17 protein-coding genes, 1 tRNA gene and 1 pseudogene are annotated in these 16,409 nt (G+C 69.3%); 11 read left to right on the top strand and 8 right to left on the bottom strand.

What is annotated here, in order from left to right:
* Positions 1-97 precede the first annotated feature (97 nt).
* Together QNO12_RS13370 and QNO12_RS13375 are read right to left on the bottom strand one after the other, a co-directional pair.
* Entirely contained in the window at positions 98-772 is a 675-nt protein-coding gene (locus QNO12_RS13370; RefSeq protein WP_257524044.1) for a LuxR C-terminal-related transcriptional regulator, read from the bottom strand.
* Positions 765-1,958, bottom strand: coding sequence for an ATP-binding protein (locus QNO12_RS13375; protein WP_257501660.1), 1,194 nt, complete (start codon positions 1,956-1,958; stop codon positions 765-767). Before QNO12_RS13375 ends, QNO12_RS13370 begins: the two co-directional genes overlap by 8 nt.
* A 114-nt stretch (positions 1,959-2,072) precedes the next feature.
* Between QNO12_RS13375 and QNO12_RS13380 the strand changes: the two genes are divergently transcribed.
* From QNO12_RS13380 to QNO12_RS13390, 3 genes are read left to right on the top strand one after another with little or no spacing between them, the layout of a single operon-like run.
* Positions 2,073-3,650, top strand: coding sequence for a PspC domain-containing protein (locus QNO12_RS13380; protein WP_257501659.1), 1,578 nt, complete (start codon positions 2,073-2,075; stop codon positions 3,648-3,650).
* An 11-nt stretch (positions 3,651-3,661) separates the two neighbouring features.
* Entirely contained in the window at positions 3,662-4,033 is a 372-nt protein-coding gene (locus tag QNO12_RS13385; RefSeq protein ID WP_257501658.1) for a hypothetical protein, read from the top strand.
* Positions 4,018-4,428, top strand: a complete 411-nt coding sequence (locus QNO12_RS13390) for a YccF domain-containing protein (RefSeq protein ID WP_257501657.1) — start codon at positions 4,018-4,020, stop codon at positions 4,426-4,428. The genes QNO12_RS13385 and QNO12_RS13390 overlap by 16 nt, the downstream gene beginning before the upstream one ends.
* Here QNO12_RS13390 and QNO12_RS13395 read toward each other — a convergent pair.
* The 3 genes from QNO12_RS13395 to QNO12_RS13405 all read right to left on the bottom strand — a co-directional run bounded on the left by QNO12_RS13395 (position 4,425) and on the right by QNO12_RS13405 (position 7,355).
* On the bottom strand, positions 4,425-5,420 hold the full coding sequence (locus QNO12_RS13395) for a hypothetical protein (protein ID WP_257501656.1): 996 nt from the start codon (positions 5,418-5,420) through the stop codon (positions 4,425-4,427). The two genes, QNO12_RS13390 and QNO12_RS13395, sit on opposite strands and share 4 nt — an antisense overlap.
* A gap of 61 nt (positions 5,421-5,481) precedes the next feature.
* Positions 5,482-6,285 carry an ABC transporter permease gene (locus QNO12_RS13400; protein WP_257501655.1) on the bottom strand — a complete coding sequence of 268 codons (804 nt, stop codon included), beginning with the start codon at positions 6,283-6,285 and terminating at the stop codon, positions 5,482-5,484.
* Entirely contained in the window at positions 6,282-7,355 is a 1,074-nt protein-coding gene (locus QNO12_RS13405) for an ATP-binding cassette domain-containing protein (protein WP_257501654.1), read from the bottom strand. The genes QNO12_RS13400 and QNO12_RS13405 overlap by 4 nt, the downstream gene beginning before the upstream one ends.
* 61 nt (positions 7,356-7,416) lie before the next feature.
* Between QNO12_RS13405 and QNO12_RS13410 the strand changes: the two genes are divergently transcribed.
* The 4 genes and pseudogenes from QNO12_RS13410 to QNO12_RS13420 form a co-directional block, all read left to right on the top strand.
* Positions 7,417-8,403 carry a helix-turn-helix transcriptional regulator gene (locus tag QNO12_RS13410; protein ID WP_257501653.1) on the top strand — a complete coding sequence of 329 codons (987 nt, stop codon included), beginning with the start codon at positions 7,417-7,419 and terminating at the stop codon, positions 8,401-8,403.
* Between the two features lie 156 nt (positions 8,404-8,559).
* Positions 8,560-8,635, top strand: a tRNA-Met gene (locus QNO12_RS13415).
* Between the two features lie 105 nt (positions 8,636-8,740).
* Positions 8,741-8,914: a tail fiber protein gene (locus QNO12_RS17055; RefSeq protein ID WP_350338519.1), complete on the top strand. Its 174-nt coding sequence runs from the start codon at positions 8,741-8,743 to the stop codon at positions 8,912-8,914.
* A gap of 807 nt (positions 8,915-9,721) precedes the next feature.
* Positions 9,722-10,039: pseudogene (locus QNO12_RS13420) on the top strand (DUF7882 family protein); the annotation flags it as partial.
* A 382-nt stretch (positions 10,040-10,421) separates the two neighbouring features.
* Here the strand turns inward: QNO12_RS13420 and QNO12_RS13425 are convergent.
* A complete protein-coding gene (locus QNO12_RS13425) occupies positions 10,422-11,138 on the bottom strand; it encodes a TetR/AcrR family transcriptional regulator C-terminal domain-containing protein (protein ID WP_257501652.1) in 717 nt (238 codons plus the stop codon).
* A 130-nt stretch (positions 11,139-11,268) separates the two neighbouring features.
* On the opposite strand from QNO12_RS13425, the gene QNO12_RS13430 reads away from it, so the two are divergent.
* Both QNO12_RS13430 and QNO12_RS13435 read left to right on the top strand, forming a co-directional pair.
* Positions 11,269-11,964, top strand: a complete 696-nt coding sequence (locus QNO12_RS13430; RefSeq protein ID WP_257501651.1) for a hypothetical protein — start codon at positions 11,269-11,271, stop codon at positions 11,962-11,964.
* 72 nt (positions 11,965-12,036) lie between these two features.
* The gene (locus QNO12_RS13435) at positions 12,037-12,825 is read left to right on the top strand and encodes a DUF2382 domain-containing protein (protein WP_257501650.1); all 789 of its coding nucleotides are present in this window, start codon (positions 12,037-12,039) and stop codon (positions 12,823-12,825) included.
* Between the two features lie 145 nt (positions 12,826-12,970).
* Here the strand turns inward: QNO12_RS13435 and QNO12_RS13440 are convergent, their stop codons facing one another.
* Positions 12,971-13,429, bottom strand: coding sequence for a VOC family protein (locus QNO12_RS13440; protein ID WP_257501649.1), 459 nt, complete (start codon positions 13,427-13,429; stop codon positions 12,971-12,973).
* 99 nt (positions 13,430-13,528) lie between these two features.
* Between QNO12_RS13440 and QNO12_RS13445 the strand changes: the two genes are divergently transcribed.
* Complete coding sequence (locus QNO12_RS13445) at positions 13,529-14,503, top strand: helix-turn-helix transcriptional regulator (protein WP_257501648.1); 975 nt, start codon at positions 13,529-13,531, stop codon at positions 14,501-14,503.
* 435 nt (positions 14,504-14,938) lie between these two features.
* On the top strand, positions 14,939-16,015 hold the full coding sequence (locus tag QNO12_RS13450) for a ScyD/ScyE family protein (RefSeq protein ID WP_257501647.1): 1,077 nt from the start codon (positions 14,939-14,941) through the stop codon (positions 16,013-16,015).
* Between the two features lie 80 nt (positions 16,016-16,095).
* Here the strand turns inward: QNO12_RS13450 and QNO12_RS17060 are convergent, their stop codons facing one another.
* On the bottom strand, positions 16,096-16,215 hold the full coding sequence (locus tag QNO12_RS17060) for an SDR family oxidoreductase (protein ID WP_350338525.1): 120 nt from the start codon (positions 16,213-16,215) through the stop codon (positions 16,096-16,098).
* Positions 16,216-16,409: the final 194 nt, after the last annotated feature.

Below are 16,409 nucleotides of genomic sequence, written 5' to 3' on the forward strand. Positions count from 1 at the left end.
GACACCGGCCGAGATCCCCCGGTCCCGGAGCGGTCGCGGAGCCTCGGCGCGCGACCGCTCCGGCTTGCCGCACCGGAGGCTCTCCAGACCGCGAGCGCTACAGCAGCCGACGCTCCGACGCCCACGCCGTCAGCTCGTACCGCGAGGACAGCTGCAGCTTGCGCAGCACGGCCGAAACGTGCGTCTCGACGGTCTTGGTGGAGATGAACAGCTCGGAAGCGACCTCTTTGTAGGCGTAGCCGCGGGCGATTAGGCGCATGACCTCCTGTTCGCGCGAGGAGAGCCGGTCCAGCTCGTCGTCGGGGGCGGCCGTCTCGCCGGCGACGGCGCCGAAGGCATCCAGCACGAAGCCGGCCAGGCGCGGGGAGAAGACCGCGTCGCCACCCGCGACGGCGTGCACCGCCCGACTCACCTCGATGCCCGAAGAGCCCTTCGTGATGTAGCCGCGGGCGCCGGCGCGGATCACGCGTACGACGTCTTCGGCGGCATCCGAGACGCTGAGCGCGATGAAGCGCGTCTGCGGCGCGAGCGGCGCCGCACGTCGCAGCACCGCCTCGCCGCCGCTGGCATCGGGGATGCCGGCGTCGGCCGCACCGGGAAGGTGCACGTCGAGCAGCACGACGTCGGGCTGCAGCTCCGCGATCGCCTGCACCGCGGTCGCGACGTCCGCCGCCTCGCCGACCACTTCGACGGACGGGTCGAGGTCGGCGCGCAGGCCTGAGCGGAAGATGGAATGGTCGTCGACGATCACGACGCGCAGCGGTTCACCCACGTCGGGCCTCCTCATGGACGGAATGCAGATGCACCTCGGTGCCCACGCCGCCCGCGCCCGGCTTCACGGTCGCCGAACCGCCGGTGCGGCGGAGCCGGCCGATGATGGACTCGCGCACGCCGAGCCGGTCGCCGGGCACCGCGGCGAGCGAGAAGCCCGGCCCGCGATCGCGCACGTACACGTCCACGCCTGACGCGGAGCCCTCGATGTAGACCGAGACCTCGCCGCCGGCGTGGCGCGCCGCGTTCAGCATCGCCTCACGGGCCGCAGCGGCGACGTCGCCGCTGGCCCGCTCCGTGGACAGGCCGGCCGAGACGACCTCGATGCGCACGGGATAGTCCAGTTCGAGCGCGGCCGCGTAGTCGCGCAGATCGGTGGGCAGGTCGCTGTCGGCCGGGCTGTCGCCGTCGTACAGCCACGACCGCAGCTCGCGCTCCTGGGCGCGGGCGAGCCGGGCGACCTCGCTCGAAGCCCCGGAACGGTTCTGGATCAGCGCGAGGGTCTGCAGCACCGAGTCGTGCAGGTGAGCGGCCATCTCGGCGCGCTGCTCCTCGCGGATGCGGCGCACCCGCTCACCGGACAGCTCCCGCCACTTCGCGATGAGCGTCGAGGAGTAGACGATCGCCACGCCCCCGAGGATCGCGACGGCGAGCAGGAACGATGCCAGGCCGGTCTGCTGCATGATCGATGCCTGCATCATGACGAGGGCGACCAGGATCCCCGTCACCACAACCCGCACCGCCAGCTCATGACGGGGACCGCGCGCGGGGTCCGCGCGATCGGCGAAGGTCGCCCAGAGTCCCCCGGCGACGGCGAGCACCGCAGTGACGGCGACCCATGCGAACCAGCCCCGCGCCGACGACATCGAAACGCCGCCGGAGAGGTGACCGGCCAGGACGGCGAGGGTGCCGATCAGCCCCAGCCCGGAAAGGGCGGTGAGGATCCACGCGACCGGAACGCTCCGCGACGGCGCGGCATCCCCCTCGTCCCACGGAGTGAGCACCCAGATCCACGCGTACAGCAGGGCTCCCGCTCCCCACAGCAGCGTGAGGAGCACGAAGATCGCGCGGACAGCCGGCGCGGACCAGCCGAGGTGCGCCGCAAGACCGGCGGACGTACCGGACACGGCGCACTCTCGCGGCCGGCGCAGCGCCGGGCGCGAGGCGGTCGCGCGCACCGAGGACATGCCGCCATCCAATCATCCCCGGGCGCGGGTCCCCCTCCCCGGACGCGAAGATCAGGGTCCGCTCAGGGGATCACCCCATGGCGGCCGTGGGGCGCGGCATCCGAGGATCGATGCATGACCGATTCTTCCGCTGCGCCGGTTGCCGCGCCCCTCGCCGACCCTGGACCCCCGCCGCCTGCTCCGGGCGGACGTTCGGGCGCAGGGGACCGTTTCTTCTCTTGGGTGAGCGGACTCGGCCTCGCCCGTGCCGACGGCTGGATCGGCGGCGTCTGCGCCGGGATCGCGGCGCGACTGGGCATCGACCCGGTCATCGTGCGCGGCGTATTCGTCATCGCCGCCCTGTTCGGGCTGCCGGTCTTCCTCGTCTACGCTGCCGCGTGGGCGCTCCTGCCCGATGTCCTCGGCCGTATCCACCTGCGTGAACTGCTGCAGCGGCGTTTCGATCCGGCGATGGTCGGGATCGGCCTGATGCTCCTGGTCGGGCTCTTTCCGGTGGTGCCGTGGTTCTTCGCCGCAGCACTCCCGTTCGGCTTCGTGCTGCCCGGCGCCTGGTTCGACCTGACGCCGTGGGGCGTCCTGTCCACGCTCGTCTTCATCGCGCTGCTGGGCGGCGTCGTCTTCCTCATCGCACGCGCGTCATCGCGCCGTGCCCCGATGTCCGGGGTGTCATCTGCGGCGGATCCGAGAATGGCTTCTGCGGCTCCGCCGACCCCCGGCTCCCCCGCCGCGCCGATGGAGGATTCGGGTCCTCTCGAGCCGGCGGCGGACCCGGCCGGAGTGGTCGGCTTCGCGCCGCCTGCTCCGGCCGGAACAGCTCCCCTGCCGCCGTCCGCCGACGCGACCGGGGACGAGCTCGCCGCCTGGCGCACCCAGCATGAGGCGTGGAGGGCGCAGGACGACGCGTGGCGCCGACAGCAGCACGATGCCGAACGCGCAGCACGCGATCAGGCCCGCGTCGAGCGCGCCGCGGCCGGCGCCGCGTTCGCTGCCGAGGCGGCCGAACGCCGCCGGATCCGCCGCGCGCGCAACCCCCGGACGAGCTTCGGCTTCGTCGTGCTCGTCATCGGTGCCGCTCTGGTCGCGGGAGCCGTCACCGCGCTCTGGCATGCTTCGCTCGAGCCCGGCGAGACTGGGACCTCGGTCGCGTGCGGACTCCTGGCAGCGGCCCTCCTGGTCGGCGTCGCGATGATCGTCGCGGGAGCGATGCGCCGCCGCAGCGGCTTCCTCGCCTTCGTCGCGGTCGCTGTGCTGATCGCCGCGACCATCACCGGCGCGGGCAACCTCACGCGCGGGATCCTGTTCGGAGGCGCCTACGTCAACAACATCGACACCGACATCACCCGCTTCACGCAGATGTGGGGTCACCTGAACATCGACATCGCGCCGACCGGTGAGGCTCCCGTCCCGATCGTGGTCGACAAGCGCGGCGGCAGCACCGACATCTGGGTCGGACAGGACGTGCTCCTGGACCTTCGCGTCACCGGCGCAGCCGACGTCGAGTGGGCTCGTGTGGACGCGGACACGGGCGAGTACCTCGATCAGGGCACCTGGCGGGGGAAATCGGATGCCGCGGGGGAACGCTCCGTCCGCGAGCGCATCGACACCCGCGAGGACGCCGGGTCCGGCACACCGCAATCGGTCGTGCTGGATCAGCGCGGCGGCGCCGTCTACGTGACCATCAACGAGCACTGAACGGACCTGCCATGACCAGCGACCTGACTCCCCCGAGCCCTTACGCCGACCCCGCCTTCCTCCCCGAGCCGGCGCCGCCTGCCGAAGCCACACCGCTCGCGCGCCCGCGCATCCGGTGGGCGGGCATCGTGTGGGGCACGTTTTTCGCCGCGATCGCGGTCGTGATGCTGTGGACCCTCACCGACCCGATGCGGCGCGGCGCCATCCGTGACTGGATTCTGGCGCTGTCGCCGACGAGCGTCACCCCCGGGACTGTGGTCGGCGTTTCGCTGCTGGTGCTGGGCGTGCTCCTGCTCGTCGGCGGCCGCGTGGCGGTCCTTCGTCGCGCGCAGGTTCGCGCAACGGGCGACGCTGACAGGATGGATGAGTGCGCACGCTTCTGAACATCATCTGGCTGATCCTGGCGGGCTTCTGGCTGTTCCTCGGCTACGTCCTGGCCGGCGTGCTCCTGTGCATCCCGATCATCACGATCCCCTGGGCGATCGCCTCGTTCCGCACCGCCAACTACGCCCTGTGGCCGTTCGGCCGCACGATCGTGGCCAAACCGAGCGCCGGCGTCGGATCGTTCCTCGGGAATGTGATCTGGGTGATCTTCGCAGGCTGGTGGCTCGCGCTCGCGCACATCGTGTCGGGCATCGCACTGTGCATCACGATCATCGGCATCCCCCTCGGCATCGCCGATTTCAAGATGGTGCCGATCTCGCTCATGCCGCTGGGCAAGGACATCGTCTCCACCCGGAGCGGAGCCTTCGACCAGACGCTGAGCTCGCGCGGCTAGTTGGTCAGACCCACGGACGCCTCCGGCGACGCGGGTGCGTCCCGGTCGCGCCGGCGGTAGGGCAGCGCCAGGACCACACCCACGACCGTCACGAGCAGCCCCGCACCGACCGCCCACCACACGGCGGCGGCCGGGATCTCGGAGTAGACGGTGATGCCCAGGATGCGCGCCACGCCCGAAGGCAGCAGCCGCAGCTCGTCGTTCCACGCGGTGAGCATGGCCTGCGCACCGGTGCTCGCCACGACGACGGCGGCGAGGAACACGGCCGCGCCGATGCCGGCGAGAATGGTCCCGGTCGCCCGGCGGCGCCCGATCTGACCGGCCAGGGCCCACCCGGCGGCGATGAACGACCAGACGAACAGTGCGAACGCGATGGCGATGTAGACGGTGCTCCGCGGCGAATCGGTCCAGTACGCCACCCAGTGTCCACCCGGCCCGTCCACGGACAGGGCCACGAGCGTCACGATGCAGCGGAGCACGACCACCCCGCCGACCGCCGCGATCACCGGCCACGGCGAGCGGCGGCCGATGACCAGGCGAAGGACGACGACGAACCCGATCCATGCGGCCAGCACCAGCGTCACATGCGTCCCCCAGCGGAACGACGACTGCACGGCGCGGGTGGCGATCAGCAGCGCCGCGGGGACGATCAGCAGGAGCCAGCGGTCCAGCGGCAGCATCCCCAGGGTGGACTCGCGGGCACGCCAGGGACGGGTGGCACCCAGCCACGACGCCCGCGCCGCGGCGGCTCCGGGGCGGCGGACGAGCGAGGTCCGCGAGGCGACCGCCCCGATGACGATCCACAGCGCCGAGAGCAGGAGCAGGCCGCGCGCGATCCAGGCCATCGCGGGGTCGCGCTCGACGACGGTCACCGGAAGGTCCCCGGGAACGCCGACCACGTCCGTCACGAGGATCCCGATCCCGGCACCGAGCGCCACCAGCAGGACGAACGTGACGACGGCGAGGATGCTGCGTCGCCCCGTGATCGTCATGGTTTTACGCTAGCGGGTCGGCGCGTCGCCGCCGACCCGGTAGCTGCGCGCGATGCGGCGGCTAGCTGCTCCTGCGGATCGCTCGGATCCCGGCCCACAGGCCGAGCGCCGCGAGCGCGACCGCGGCGACCCAGCCCCACAGGACGGTGATGTCCCCGAGGTCGCCGGCGAACAGTGCCCGCTCGGCCTGGACCACCCAGTTCACCGGATTCACCGTGGCGACCGCGCGCATCCAGGGCGGCGCGTCCTCGAGCGGGAGCAGCATTCCGGACAGGATCAGCAGCGGGAAGATCAGAGTCTGCTGCACGCCCCAGAACAGCCACTCGCGGTCCTTGGTCTTCAACGCGAGGGTGTACGAAAGCGCGCCGAGACCGACTCCGAACACGGCCAGCAGCGCGAGCCCGATGAGCATGCCGGGCACATTGATCGCGAACCCGAAGGGCCAGGCGATCAAGACGATGATCAGCGACTGGATCACGATGGGCGCGATCTCTTTGAGCGCGCGACCCACGAGCAGGGACGCCCGCGCCAAGGGCGCCACCAGCGTGCGCTCGTGCGAGCCGGTCATCATCTCGTACTGCAGGTTCGATCCGGTCGCGCCGGTGCCGAACAGCACGATCATCACGAGCACGCCCGGGACGAACCACTGCAGGGTGGCGCCGACCGGCTCGCCGGACGAGCCGACCAGCAGCGGCGCGAACAAGCCGAGGAACACGAGCGGCTGCACGAGGCTGAAGATGAGCGTGAACGGATCCCGGGCGACCGGCTTCAGTTCCCGGGTCAGGACGTGCCAGGTATCCCGCGCGACGTTCGCCCGGACGGCGGTGTCGGTGCGGGGGTGGTCCTGCGGGACCCGGATGGTCATCGCTGTGCTCCTGTCGAAACGGATGAGACGGCGCTCGCGCTGTGCGACGCCTCCAGGTCTGCGTGCTCCACCGCATCGGCGTCCTCGTCCGTCGGCTCGCCCTCCCCCGCCTCGCGCAGCGTCCTGCCGGTGAGGGCGAGGAACACGTCGTCGAGGGTCGGTGGGACACCCGTCGCGCTGATGACGCCGATGCCCGCGGCATCCAGCGCCCGCACGGCGGAAGGAAGGAGCCTGTCGCCGGCGGGGGCGGTGAGCACGATGGTTGCCTCGCCGTCTCGGCGAACATCGCGCTCGGTCAGTCCCTGCACGATCCCGGCGGCACGGTCCGCCTCCGCCGGGGAACCGAAGCCGAAGGTCAGCAGGTCCCCGGCCAGGTTCGCCTTCAGGGCGGTCGCCGTGTCGTCGGCGATGACGCGTCCCCTGTCCATGACCATCACCCGCTCCGCGTAGCGGTCCGCCTCCTCGAGGTAGTGCGTCGTGAGGAACACCGTCGTGCCGTGCTGGGCGCGCAGGTCCAGGATGTGCTGCCAGAGGTTCGCCCGACTCTGCGGATCGAGCCCGGTGGAGGGTTCGTCGAGGAACAGCAGGGGTGGCGCGTGCATAAGTCCGAGGGCGATGTCCAGGCGTCGCTTCTGACCGCCGCTGAGCTGCTGCACGGAGCGAGTGGCGAAGCTGCCCAGATCGAGGGAGTGGATGAGCTCCTCGGCACGTCTGGCCGACGCCGAGCGGGTCATGCCGTAGAACGCCCCCTGGCTGAGCAGCTCGTCGCGCACTCGCTGCGAGAAGCTGCCGCTGGTGAGCTGACCCACGTAGCCGATGCGCGCGCGCACCTCGGCGGGGCGGCGCAGGATGTCGTGTCCCACGACGCGCGCGGTTCCCGACGTCGGCGGGATCAGGGTGGTGAGCATGCGCAGACTCGTGGACTTGCCGGCGCCGTTGGGCCCGAGAAAGGCGACGAGTTCACCGCGATCGACACGGAAGGTCAGGTCGGTCACGGCGTCGACGGTCTTCTTCTTCACTGCGAAGCGCTTGGTCAGGCCCTGCGCTTGGATGATCGGTTCCTTCGTCATGGAGCGACGGTAAGACCGATCCAGGACACATCCGGTCCGCGATATCGGGCAATCTTGTCGCATGTCCGACACGACCACCCGAGCGCTCACCCTGCTGAACCTGCTGCAGACGCACCGCCACTGGCCCGGGGCAGAACTCGCCCAGCGCATGGGCGTCACCGAGCGCACGGTCCGGCGCGACGTCGAGCGCCTCCGCGAACTGGGCTACCGCATCGAGTCCACACCGGGCGTCGCGGGCGGCTACCGCCTCGAGGCGGGCAGCGCCGTGCCGCCGCTGCTCCTGAACGACGAGGAGGCGGTAGCCATGGCGATCGGGCTGCGGGTGGCCGCCGCGCAGCGCCTGGTCGGCGGGCCGGAGACCACACTCACCGCCCTGGCGAAGCTGGAGCAGGTGCTGCCTGCCCCGCTGCGCAGACGTGTCACGGCCCTGGCGGATGCCGTCCAGCCGGCCGGAATCCGCACCGGCGAAGCCGTCTCCACGGAGGTGCTGGGCGAGCTCGCGCTGGCCTGCCGCGATCACGAACGGGTGCGCTTCACCTACACCGCGGCATCCGGGGAGGTCTCGCACCGCCGGGTGGAACCGCACACGCTGGCCCCCGCAGACCGGCACTGGTATCTGCTGTGCTGGGACGTGGAGCGCGAGGACTGGCGGACTTTCCGCGTGGACCGCGTGAGCGACATCGCCCACACGCGCGTGCTGTTCCCTACGCGGGAACTGACCCCCGAGCAGATCGAGGAGTTCATCCTGGTCGCCCGCTCGTGGGTGCGCACCGCCGTCGAGACGGAGCTTGTGATGGATCTGCCGATCCAGGCGATGCGCGAGGCCTTCGGCCAGTGGAGCCAGGGCGCCACCGCGGAAGGTGGCGATCGCACCCGGTGGCCGGTCGGCGGTCAGGACTTCCGCGAGACGATGTACGGCATGGCGTGGATCCCCGCCGGAGTCGAGTACACCACCGATCTCGCCGAGCCGGCCCGCTCCGAGCTGCGCGAGACGCTCGGGCGCATGCTGCGGGCGCTGGACGCCGCACCTCCGCCCCGCTCCGGCTGAGACACGGGGTCGGCGGGTGCGTGCACCGGAGCGGTGGGAGCTTGCGGGTGAGTGCGGGCGCTGAGGACCGCCCCGCCCCGTCACGCTGCGTCGTAAAGGGAAACGTTCCGTCGCATCCACACCGCGGCCGCGCGGGCGTCGATAACGTGGGGCCATCGCGGCGATCCGGGTGGACCCGGGCCCTGGTTCATACCCGGTGGCGTTGCGGGTTCGACTCCCGCCGTCGCGTCCACTCGATGTGCTCCGGGTTGTGCTCATGCTGCATATAGAATGTCGCCACCGGGCACTCATGGAGGGCCACCGTCGCCTCGATCGGAAGGTCTCATCATGAAACGACATGAGCAATCCGGTTGTCCTGCCAGTGAACCAGAACGAACACCTGTTCTCGTTGATCGGCAACAGATATGGCGGAGACGGCATAGTCACATTCACCCCCGCAACGTTGGATGACCCGGGTCAGCCGGTGACGGGGGGAATGTGCAACGACGGCCAATACCCTGTCCTTGACTAGGGACAGGCACTCTCGCACGCACGTGTCTACGAAGCCATAGGCGAGTTCCGCGACCCGCAGGGTCAGTAGTCGTCCGCGGTGCGAGGTCGACTTCGTCGGCTGTCTCCGGCTGAGCCGTGGGTCCACGGCGAAGCTGGTCGATCCTCCTCCGTGACAAGCGCATCCGACGTCTCGTCGTCGACGAACAGCGTCGTGTCAGCAAAAGCGATGTGTTTCACCCGCACAGCCTCACCGAGCGACGGGAACGCGCAGGACGGCCTTGACAACGCCATGGCGCTGCACCCCAAATCGGCATTGGTGGAGTCATGGCACGACCGCCGTCGTCATGCTGGCTCTAGCCGCGGTCGCCGCAGGTTGAGCTCGTCGGGGAAGTTCCGGTTTTCGCCTGCCACGAGGTGCGGCCAGGTCAAGCCCCGACCCAGTTCCCGAGCCCACGCGTACCTCTGTCTTATCGGTCTGTTGCGCCGAAGGAGGATCCGCATGATCGACCTGGCCGTCTCCATCCGTCCGATCACCACGTCGCTAGGACGACCACCTCGTCGTTAGGACGACGGAGGCGCGCACCTCCCCCGACCTGGACCGCCACGCTGGCCGACGTTCGCCGCGCACGGGCTCATCGTTCCAGCCTCCTTTGACGTGCATCGTCGGCAGCGACCAGCGGTCTCGGCTGGTCGCTCGCTACCCCGGCGGCAGGTGACGCCTGCAGGAGGAGCGTCCACCGCAAAGCCGGGAGACTCCGGGACGAGCGGATTGACGTACGCCGAACCTCTGTGGCCAAAACGTCGGGTCCGGCCTATCGTGTCCGGTGTGGGCACCCTTTACTACGGCGGATCGGCTACCGCCATCACGGTTGAGGACCGCGCTCTCGCGCACCTGAAAGTCGTTGTGGCGACGAAGCTGCGTCGTCAGGAGAGCTTCACGCTGTCGTGGGTGCACCCTGCGGATCAGCCGCGCGGGCGGTCGACGATCTGGTTGCAGCCGTCCATCCCGCTGCGCTTCGTGTTCGATGACCCGGAACCGACGACCTTGAATCCGCAGTGGGTTCAGGAGCTGGCCAGCTCAGCGAACTCCTCGGGCGGTATCACGCTGACAGCGGAGCACTTCGACACCGACGGTGACCCCGATCACGAAGCGGAAACGGAGTCGTTGTCCGTGGGCAAGGTGCGGATCGACGACCTCGCGATCGACAACCTCACCATCGCCGGCCCCCCTGTCGGCCAAGACACCAACCCTCCCGCCGTTCGTCGCTCCGAAACCGAGGATCACCGCCAAGACTGAGTCGACCTCAGATCTGCACTTGTCGGGCGACGATCTGTTCGGCGACATCGCGGATTCGGGTGCGGTTTCTGCGGGCGTGATCGTAACCGGCTGCTGCAGCCACCACCCCGACGGAAGGCCCGTGAGCCGAACCTGCGTTCCCAGCCCACCTTTGTTGCCCGGCAACCGGTCGCGGTCCTGGTGGCGCCCGCGGTCGATCCCGGCGGAGACGTCATGCTGCTTGCGCGTACTACTGCGATATCTCTCGTTCGAGGCGGTCCAGGAGAGCTTCGAGCGAAACCTCGAACTCTTCGTCGCTGCGGTCTTTGCTGAGCAGGGCTCGCAGGCGTCGGACCTCTGGCGCGGTGTCCAAGGGGACCTGCCCATCACCCTCGGGTATGGTCGCGCCGCCTTCGTCGAGGGGCTCCTCAACGGGACCGGTTTCAGCGCCTCGCGTCGCGGACTCCAGGAGTAGATGACCGAGCAGAAAACTGCTGAACGATCGGTACGCGTCCACTGCCTGCGCGTCAGTGAATCCGTGGCTGATGAGCGCACTGAGGAAGGTGTTGACGACCTCGATGCTGCGCAGCGGGGGTCGTAGCCAAGGTGCTGCCGGATGGCGTGTGGCAACGAGGGGGAACGCCTTCGGGTGTTCGATTGCGATGCGTCGCACCTCATGGGCGACGGTTTGCAGGAAGCCCTGCCAGTGCTCCGCTAGCTCGTCGTCCAGCCTCGACGTCAGGTCTCCCATCAGCAGCGCGACGACGCCTTCCAGCAGATCCTCCTTGCCCTGCACGTGCCGATACAGGGACATGGCTTCCACGCCCAAGTCCTGCCCCAAAGACCGCATCGACAAACCGTGCGCCCCCGAGCGGTCGATCTGATCCAGGGCCGCCTGGACGATCAGGTCACGACTGAGTCGGCGCGTCGAGCTGCCCGCCGACTTCTTGCTCGCGGACGGCGTCATACTCCACTCTCCTGCCTGACACAAGTCCCACCGTGCCGGTTCATCCCTGCCGTTACGCTCACGCTAGTCATGCTTACGGTGTAAGCAACGACCGTGTTGGTTCGCATCACGTCCTATCGAGGAGGCAATCATGGCCCGCAACAGTTCCAATCATGTCGACGGTGCGGCGGCGCACGCTGTGACGACAGACAACGACGCGACGAAGGAGTCGCTGATCGGCACCGAACGTCGCGGACGCCCGGCGAACGTGTCGTGGGGGTCGATCTTCGCCGGCGTGGTGACATTTCTGGCCGTGACCGTGCTGCTCTCACTAGTGACCGCAGGAATCGGCCTTGGTGGCTCCGGCGTCGGGGCGGGCATCTGGAGTGTTGTCGCGCTCGCTCTGGCCCTCGCCGCAGCAGGTTACGTCGCCGGCGCGCTTGCCGTCCGAAGCGGACTGCTGCATGGATTCCTGACGTGGGCCACCTCGCTCGTGGTCGCTCTCGCGTTGACGGTGTGGCTCAGCGCCAGCCTGCTTGGCGCCGTTGGGGGAGTGGTCAGCTCCGCTACGCAAGCGCTGTCCGGAACCGACGTGACCCAGGTCGCGGAGGACATTCAGGGCAACGTCGATGAGGAGGAGGCGCAGGATCAAGCCGATGAGGCACTCGAGGACGCGCAGCAGACAGCCGAGGATGCCGCGGACACCGCCCAAGCGGGCGCATGGTGGGGATTCGCCGGCCTGCTCCTCGGCGCCGTGATCGCCGCCCTAGGAGGCATGCTCGGCGTGCGCACCGTGGTCAATCGTGACGGCCGGGACGAGGTCGTGGCCGTACGCAACACCCGCTAGCCGGCGCGTCACCGCCAATGCAGACAGCCGTTTCATCCCTCGCCACACGACAACGAAGGAAGCAGGAGAACAATGATCAACGCACACACGCTAAACAGCCTCATCGGCAGCGATGTGATCGGCTCGGACGGTCACAAGATCGGCACCGTCGGTCAGGTCTATGTGGACACGGAAACGGGCGCCCCATCCTGGGTATCGGTTCGTACCGGGTTGTTCGGGATGTCAGCGACGTTCGTTCCCGTCGACGAGGCGGACCAGGCCGGCGCGGAGCTTCGCGTGCCCTATACGAAAGACTTCGTGAAGGACGCTCCGCGCATCGACGCTGATGGCTCTCTCGAGCACTCTCAGGAGGATGAGCTCTACGCCTACTACGGGAACGGCTCCACCGGTGCTGTCGGCACGACCGTCGGTCACGACCAAGAGGCCGCAGCCGACACCACCGTCGGCTACGACACCTCCGGCCCCACCACCGATGACGCGATGACGCGTTCCGAGGAGCGGCTGCGCGTCGGCACCGAGAAGGTGGAGACCGGCCGGGCGCGCCTGCGCAAGTACGTGGTCACCGAGAACGAAACCGTCACCGTGCCGGTCACGCGCGAAGAGGTGCGTATCGAGCGTGAGCCGATTACCGAAGCGAATGTCGGCGACGCGACGAGGGGTCCGGACATCAGCGAGGAGGAGCACGAGGTGGTCCTGACCGAGGAGCGCCCCGTCGTCGCGAAGGAGACCGTACCGGTCGAACGCGTCCGTCTCGATAAGGCGACAGTGACGGAGGAGCAGACGGTCACCGAGCAGGTGCGCAAGGAAGAGATCGACTACGACGACGGTGCGATCCGTCCGGATCGCACCGACCGCACCTGATCGCTCACCACGACCCGGGCGGGCAGCCTCGAAGACCCCGGAGGCTGCCCGCCCGCTCCACCGTCGCGGCACCGGAGTCGCGCGGAAACAACTGGTTCGCGGTCTTCGGCGCCGTCGTGGTGATTTGCAGCCGAACGGAGCCCGTCTACCGCGGGGCGGCGACGTCGAGGATCCAGGTCACGCCGAACCTGTCGCGGAGCATGCCGAAGCCCGGACTCCATGCGGACGCCGCGAGCGGCTCGACGATGGAGGCGCCGACCGAGAGCGCGGCCCAATATCGCCCGACCTCGTCGAGGGTCTCTCCGCGCACCGAGACGAAAAAGGGCTGGTCCGTGATGGTGGTGCCGTTCTCACGACGGGTGGAGCCGGCCGCCGCGGCCGAGCCCTCTGATCGGCCGGGGATGTCGTAGGCCATGATCCGGAAGCCGTCAGCGGTCTCGATCTGGCCGAAGACGACCTTCTCGGCGCCGGGACGTTCCTGGGGCATGCCGAAGTCGCCGTAGGTGGCGATCGTGGCCTCGCCGCCGAAGACGGACCGGTAGAACTCGAGCGCCGCGCGGGCGTCGCCGCGGAAGTTCAGGTGGGTGGTGGTCGTGATGCTCATGTCTGCTCCTCGTGAGACATGGCCGAGTTCTCCCGGCAGCAACCAGCCTCACAGCTGTATAGGTCAGCTACTGTCCTATACAGAAACTACGATCGAGGGATGACGGCCACCTCCCGATTGCTCAGCCTCCTCTCGCTGCTGCAGACCCGGCGCGACTGGCCGGGGTCGCTCCTCGCCGCGCGCCTGGAGGTCAGCCCTCGCACGGTGCGCCGCGACGTGGACCGGCTGCGGGAGATGGGGTACCGCATCCAGGCCACGATGGGGCCGGACGGCGGTTACCGGCTCGACGCCGGCAGCGAGCTGCCGCCGCTGCTGTTCGACGACGACCAGGCCATCGCACTCGCGGTCGCCCTGCAGGCTGGGACAGTGACCGGGGCCGGGATCGAAGAAGCAGCCCTCCGGGCGCTGACCACCGTGCGGCAGGTGATGCCATCACGGCTCCGGCACCGTCTGAATGCGCTGGATTTCACGGCCATCCCGCGTCGCCCGGGCGACGCGGCGTCCGACCCGGTATCGCCGGAGGTCCTCGTCGCCGTCTCGACCGCCGCGCGTGCTCACGAGGTGCTGCGCTTCGACTACGCCAGCCACCGCACCGCTGACTCCTCGGCACCGCCGCGACGGGTCGAGCCGCATCACCTGGTGACCTCGCACGGCCGCTGGTATCTGGTCGCCTGGGACCTCGACCGCGATGATTGGCGCCTCTTCCGCGCCGACCGGATCGCGCCGCGCACCCCGACCGGGCCTCGTTTCGTCCCCCGCGAGGTGCCCGGGGGTGATGTCGGCGGATACGTCTCGGCCCGCTTCACCGGCTCCAGCGGCGCCGAACGGTGGCCGTGCACGGGAAAGGTCATCCTCCACCGACCTGCCGGTGACGTGCTCCCGTTCGCCGGCGACGGCATCGTCGAGGATCTGGGGCCCGACCGGTGCACCCTGGAAGCCGGCTCCTGGTCATGGGTCGCCCTCGCCGCGACCCTCAACCGCTTCGACACCGACATCGAGGTCCTCCACCCGCGGGAACTCACAGACGCCTTCGCGCAGCTCGCAGCTCGCAACACCGCAACGGCAACCGCGTAGCCGTCCCGGCCTGCGGCGGTCGGTCGGGGCGATGCGGCGGGACGCGGGTACGTCACCCGGGACGTCTCGCCCGGAATCCGGGTTTCAGGCCGCCGGCGGTGGTGGTTACGTGCGAGTGCGCAGGATGGCTCGCACTCCCTGCCCGGGCGCGCAGATCGTCGGTGGCGAGGTTCCTCAGCGGTGCAAGCCCGCCTTGCGTCTGGACGCCGAGGAGCTCTCGGACCGTCTTGCGGGCCAGCGCCGTGGTTCAGCCCGAACGCGGTCGTCGGTGGTGGTCTTGACCACGGGGAAAGGCTGGAGGAGCCTATTGGCAGCTGCGATGACGATGGGGCACGCAACGGTGTTCCGGGAGGTCATGGCGGCCACCCCAGCCGGTCGCACGACGAGTGACGCCCGCCGAGCGACCGACGCGAAAGGTCGACCGGAGGAACACTCATGACGACGAGGAGGACGCTGCGCGCGGGTACCGCGGTCGCAGCTCTGGCAGTCTCAATGCTGTTCGCCCCCACGGTGGCGAGCGCGACCACGCAGTCCGACGAGGAGAGGACAGGCGGCGGCCCCGTCGTGTCGCTCATCGCATCGGGGATGCAGGGCACCATCGGCAGCACCATCGGCCCAGACGGAGCGCTTTACGTCGCCGAAGGCAAGGCCGGCCAGATAACACGCGTCGATGTGCGCACCGGCGAGAAGACCGCGTACGCGACCGGTCTGCCCATCACGGTGCTTCCGCTCGGCGGTGCGATCGACATCGCATTCGTCGGCCGCACGGCCTACGTCCTCGTCACCACGGTCGGTGATGACGTCCCCGGCGACACGACCAACGACGTCGACGGCATCTACCGGGTCGACGACGCCGACAGCTTCACCGTGATCGCGGACATCGGCGAATGGTCCAAGCAGAACCCGCCACCACCGGACATCGACTTCTTCCTCGCGCGTGGAGTCCAATACGCGATGCAGCCCATCTGGGGCGGATTCCTCGTCACCGATGGCCACCACAACCGGGTCGTCAAGGTGTCGATGTCCGGGGAGATCACCACGGTCGAGCAGTTCGCCAACATCGTGCCCACCGGAATCACCGCGCTGGGACCGTTGGTGTTCATGGCCGAGGCCGGTCCGGTGCCGCACGATCCGTCGACCGGAAAGGTCGTCGCATTCGGGCTTTGGAACCCGGAGCCTCGGGATGTGGCATCCGGCTACAGCCTCATTACCGATGTCGCACTCGGTGCCTGCGGCCTCTACGCGGTGTCCCAGGGCGACTCCCCCGGCGTGGTGCCGGAAGGGTCGCCGGCACTGCCGGACAGCGGAGAGCTGCTGAAGGTCAACCACGACGGCACGTTCTCCGTCGTCGCCGACGGACTCGATCTGCCCACGTCGGTCGCCTTCGCGCGCGACACCGCCTACGTGCTCACTCTCAACGGCGAGGTCTGGAAGGTCGACGACGTCTCGAGCGCCGGCCAGCGCCATCGCTGGGCAGGCTGCTTCGGCAACGGCTATTTCGGAGCCTGGTGATCGCATCCACCCGATGTGACCGGAGTCGGCCGAGGAGCACACTCGTGCTCTTCGGCCGACCCGAATCCGATGTGCGGTGATCAGCGACTGGAGTAGCCGCCGTCGATCGGCAGCGCGACGCCCGAGATCATGGCGGCCCCGTCGTTGAGCAGGAAGACGATGGCGGCGGCGATATCGTCCTCGGTCGCCCAGCGGTGCAGGGCATCGCCTCCAGGAAAGGCCCTTCGATCTCAGGACGACCCCAGTACCACGCCGACATCGACGTCATCACCGCCGTCGGATTCACGCTGTTGACGCGGCTGCTGGGTGACCGCCATCCCGCTCTCACGACGGGTGTACCGCCGTCGCCGCAGCGTTCACGGTCGCACGCCCGCAGACGCCGCGCGGGTGCGGC

The sequence above is a fragment of the Microbacterium sp. zg-B185 genome, from assembly GCF_030246885.1.
Classification (GTDB): domain Bacteria; phylum Actinomycetota; class Actinomycetes; order Actinomycetales; family Microbacteriaceae; genus Microbacterium.

Coding starts and splice junctions, on each gene's coding strand:
- QNO12_RS13425 (WP_257501652.1), bottom strand. CDS start 11,138: ATGACGCCGTCCGCGAGCAAGAAGTCGGCGGGCAGCTCGACGCGCCGA.
- QNO12_RS13430 (WP_257501651.1), top strand. CDS start 11,269: ATGGCCCGCAACAGTTCCAATCATGTCGACGGTGCGGCGGCGCACGCT.
- QNO12_RS13395 (WP_257501656.1), bottom strand. CDS start 5,420: ATGACGATCACGGGGCGACGCAGCATCCTCGCCGTCGTCACGTTCGTC.
- QNO12_RS13405 (WP_257501654.1), bottom strand. CDS start 7,355: ATGACGAAGGAACCGATCATCCAAGCGCAGGGCCTGACCAAGCGCTTC.
- QNO12_RS13445 (WP_257501648.1), top strand. CDS start 13,529: ATGACGGCCACCTCCCGATTGCTCAGCCTCCTCTCGCTGCTGCAGACC.
- QNO12_RS13375 (WP_257501660.1), bottom strand. CDS start 1,958: ATGTCCTCGGTGCGCGCGACCGCCTCGCGCCCGGCGCTGCGCCGGCCG.
- QNO12_RS13385 (WP_257501658.1), top strand. CDS start 3,662: ATGACCAGCGACCTGACTCCCCCGAGCCCTTACGCCGACCCCGCCTTC.
- QNO12_RS13450 (WP_257501647.1), top strand. CDS start 14,939: ATGACGACGAGGAGGACGCTGCGCGCGGGTACCGCGGTCGCAGCTCTG.
- QNO12_RS17055 (WP_350338519.1), top strand. CDS start 8,741: ATGAGCAATCCGGTTGTCCTGCCAGTGAACCAGAACGAACACCTGTTC.
- QNO12_RS13440 (WP_257501649.1), bottom strand. CDS start 13,429: ATGAGCATCACGACCACCACCCACCTGAACTTCCGCGGCGACGCCCGC.
- QNO12_RS13400 (WP_257501655.1), bottom strand. CDS start 6,285: ATGACCATCCGGGTCCCGCAGGACCACCCCCGCACCGACACCGCCGTC.
- QNO12_RS13435 (WP_257501650.1), top strand. CDS start 12,037: ATGATCAACGCACACACGCTAAACAGCCTCATCGGCAGCGATGTGATC.
- QNO12_RS13380 (WP_257501659.1), top strand. CDS start 2,073: ATGACCGATTCTTCCGCTGCGCCGGTTGCCGCGCCCCTCGCCGACCCT.
- QNO12_RS13410 (WP_257501653.1), top strand. CDS start 7,417: ATGTCCGACACGACCACCCGAGCGCTCACCCTGCTGAACCTGCTGCAG.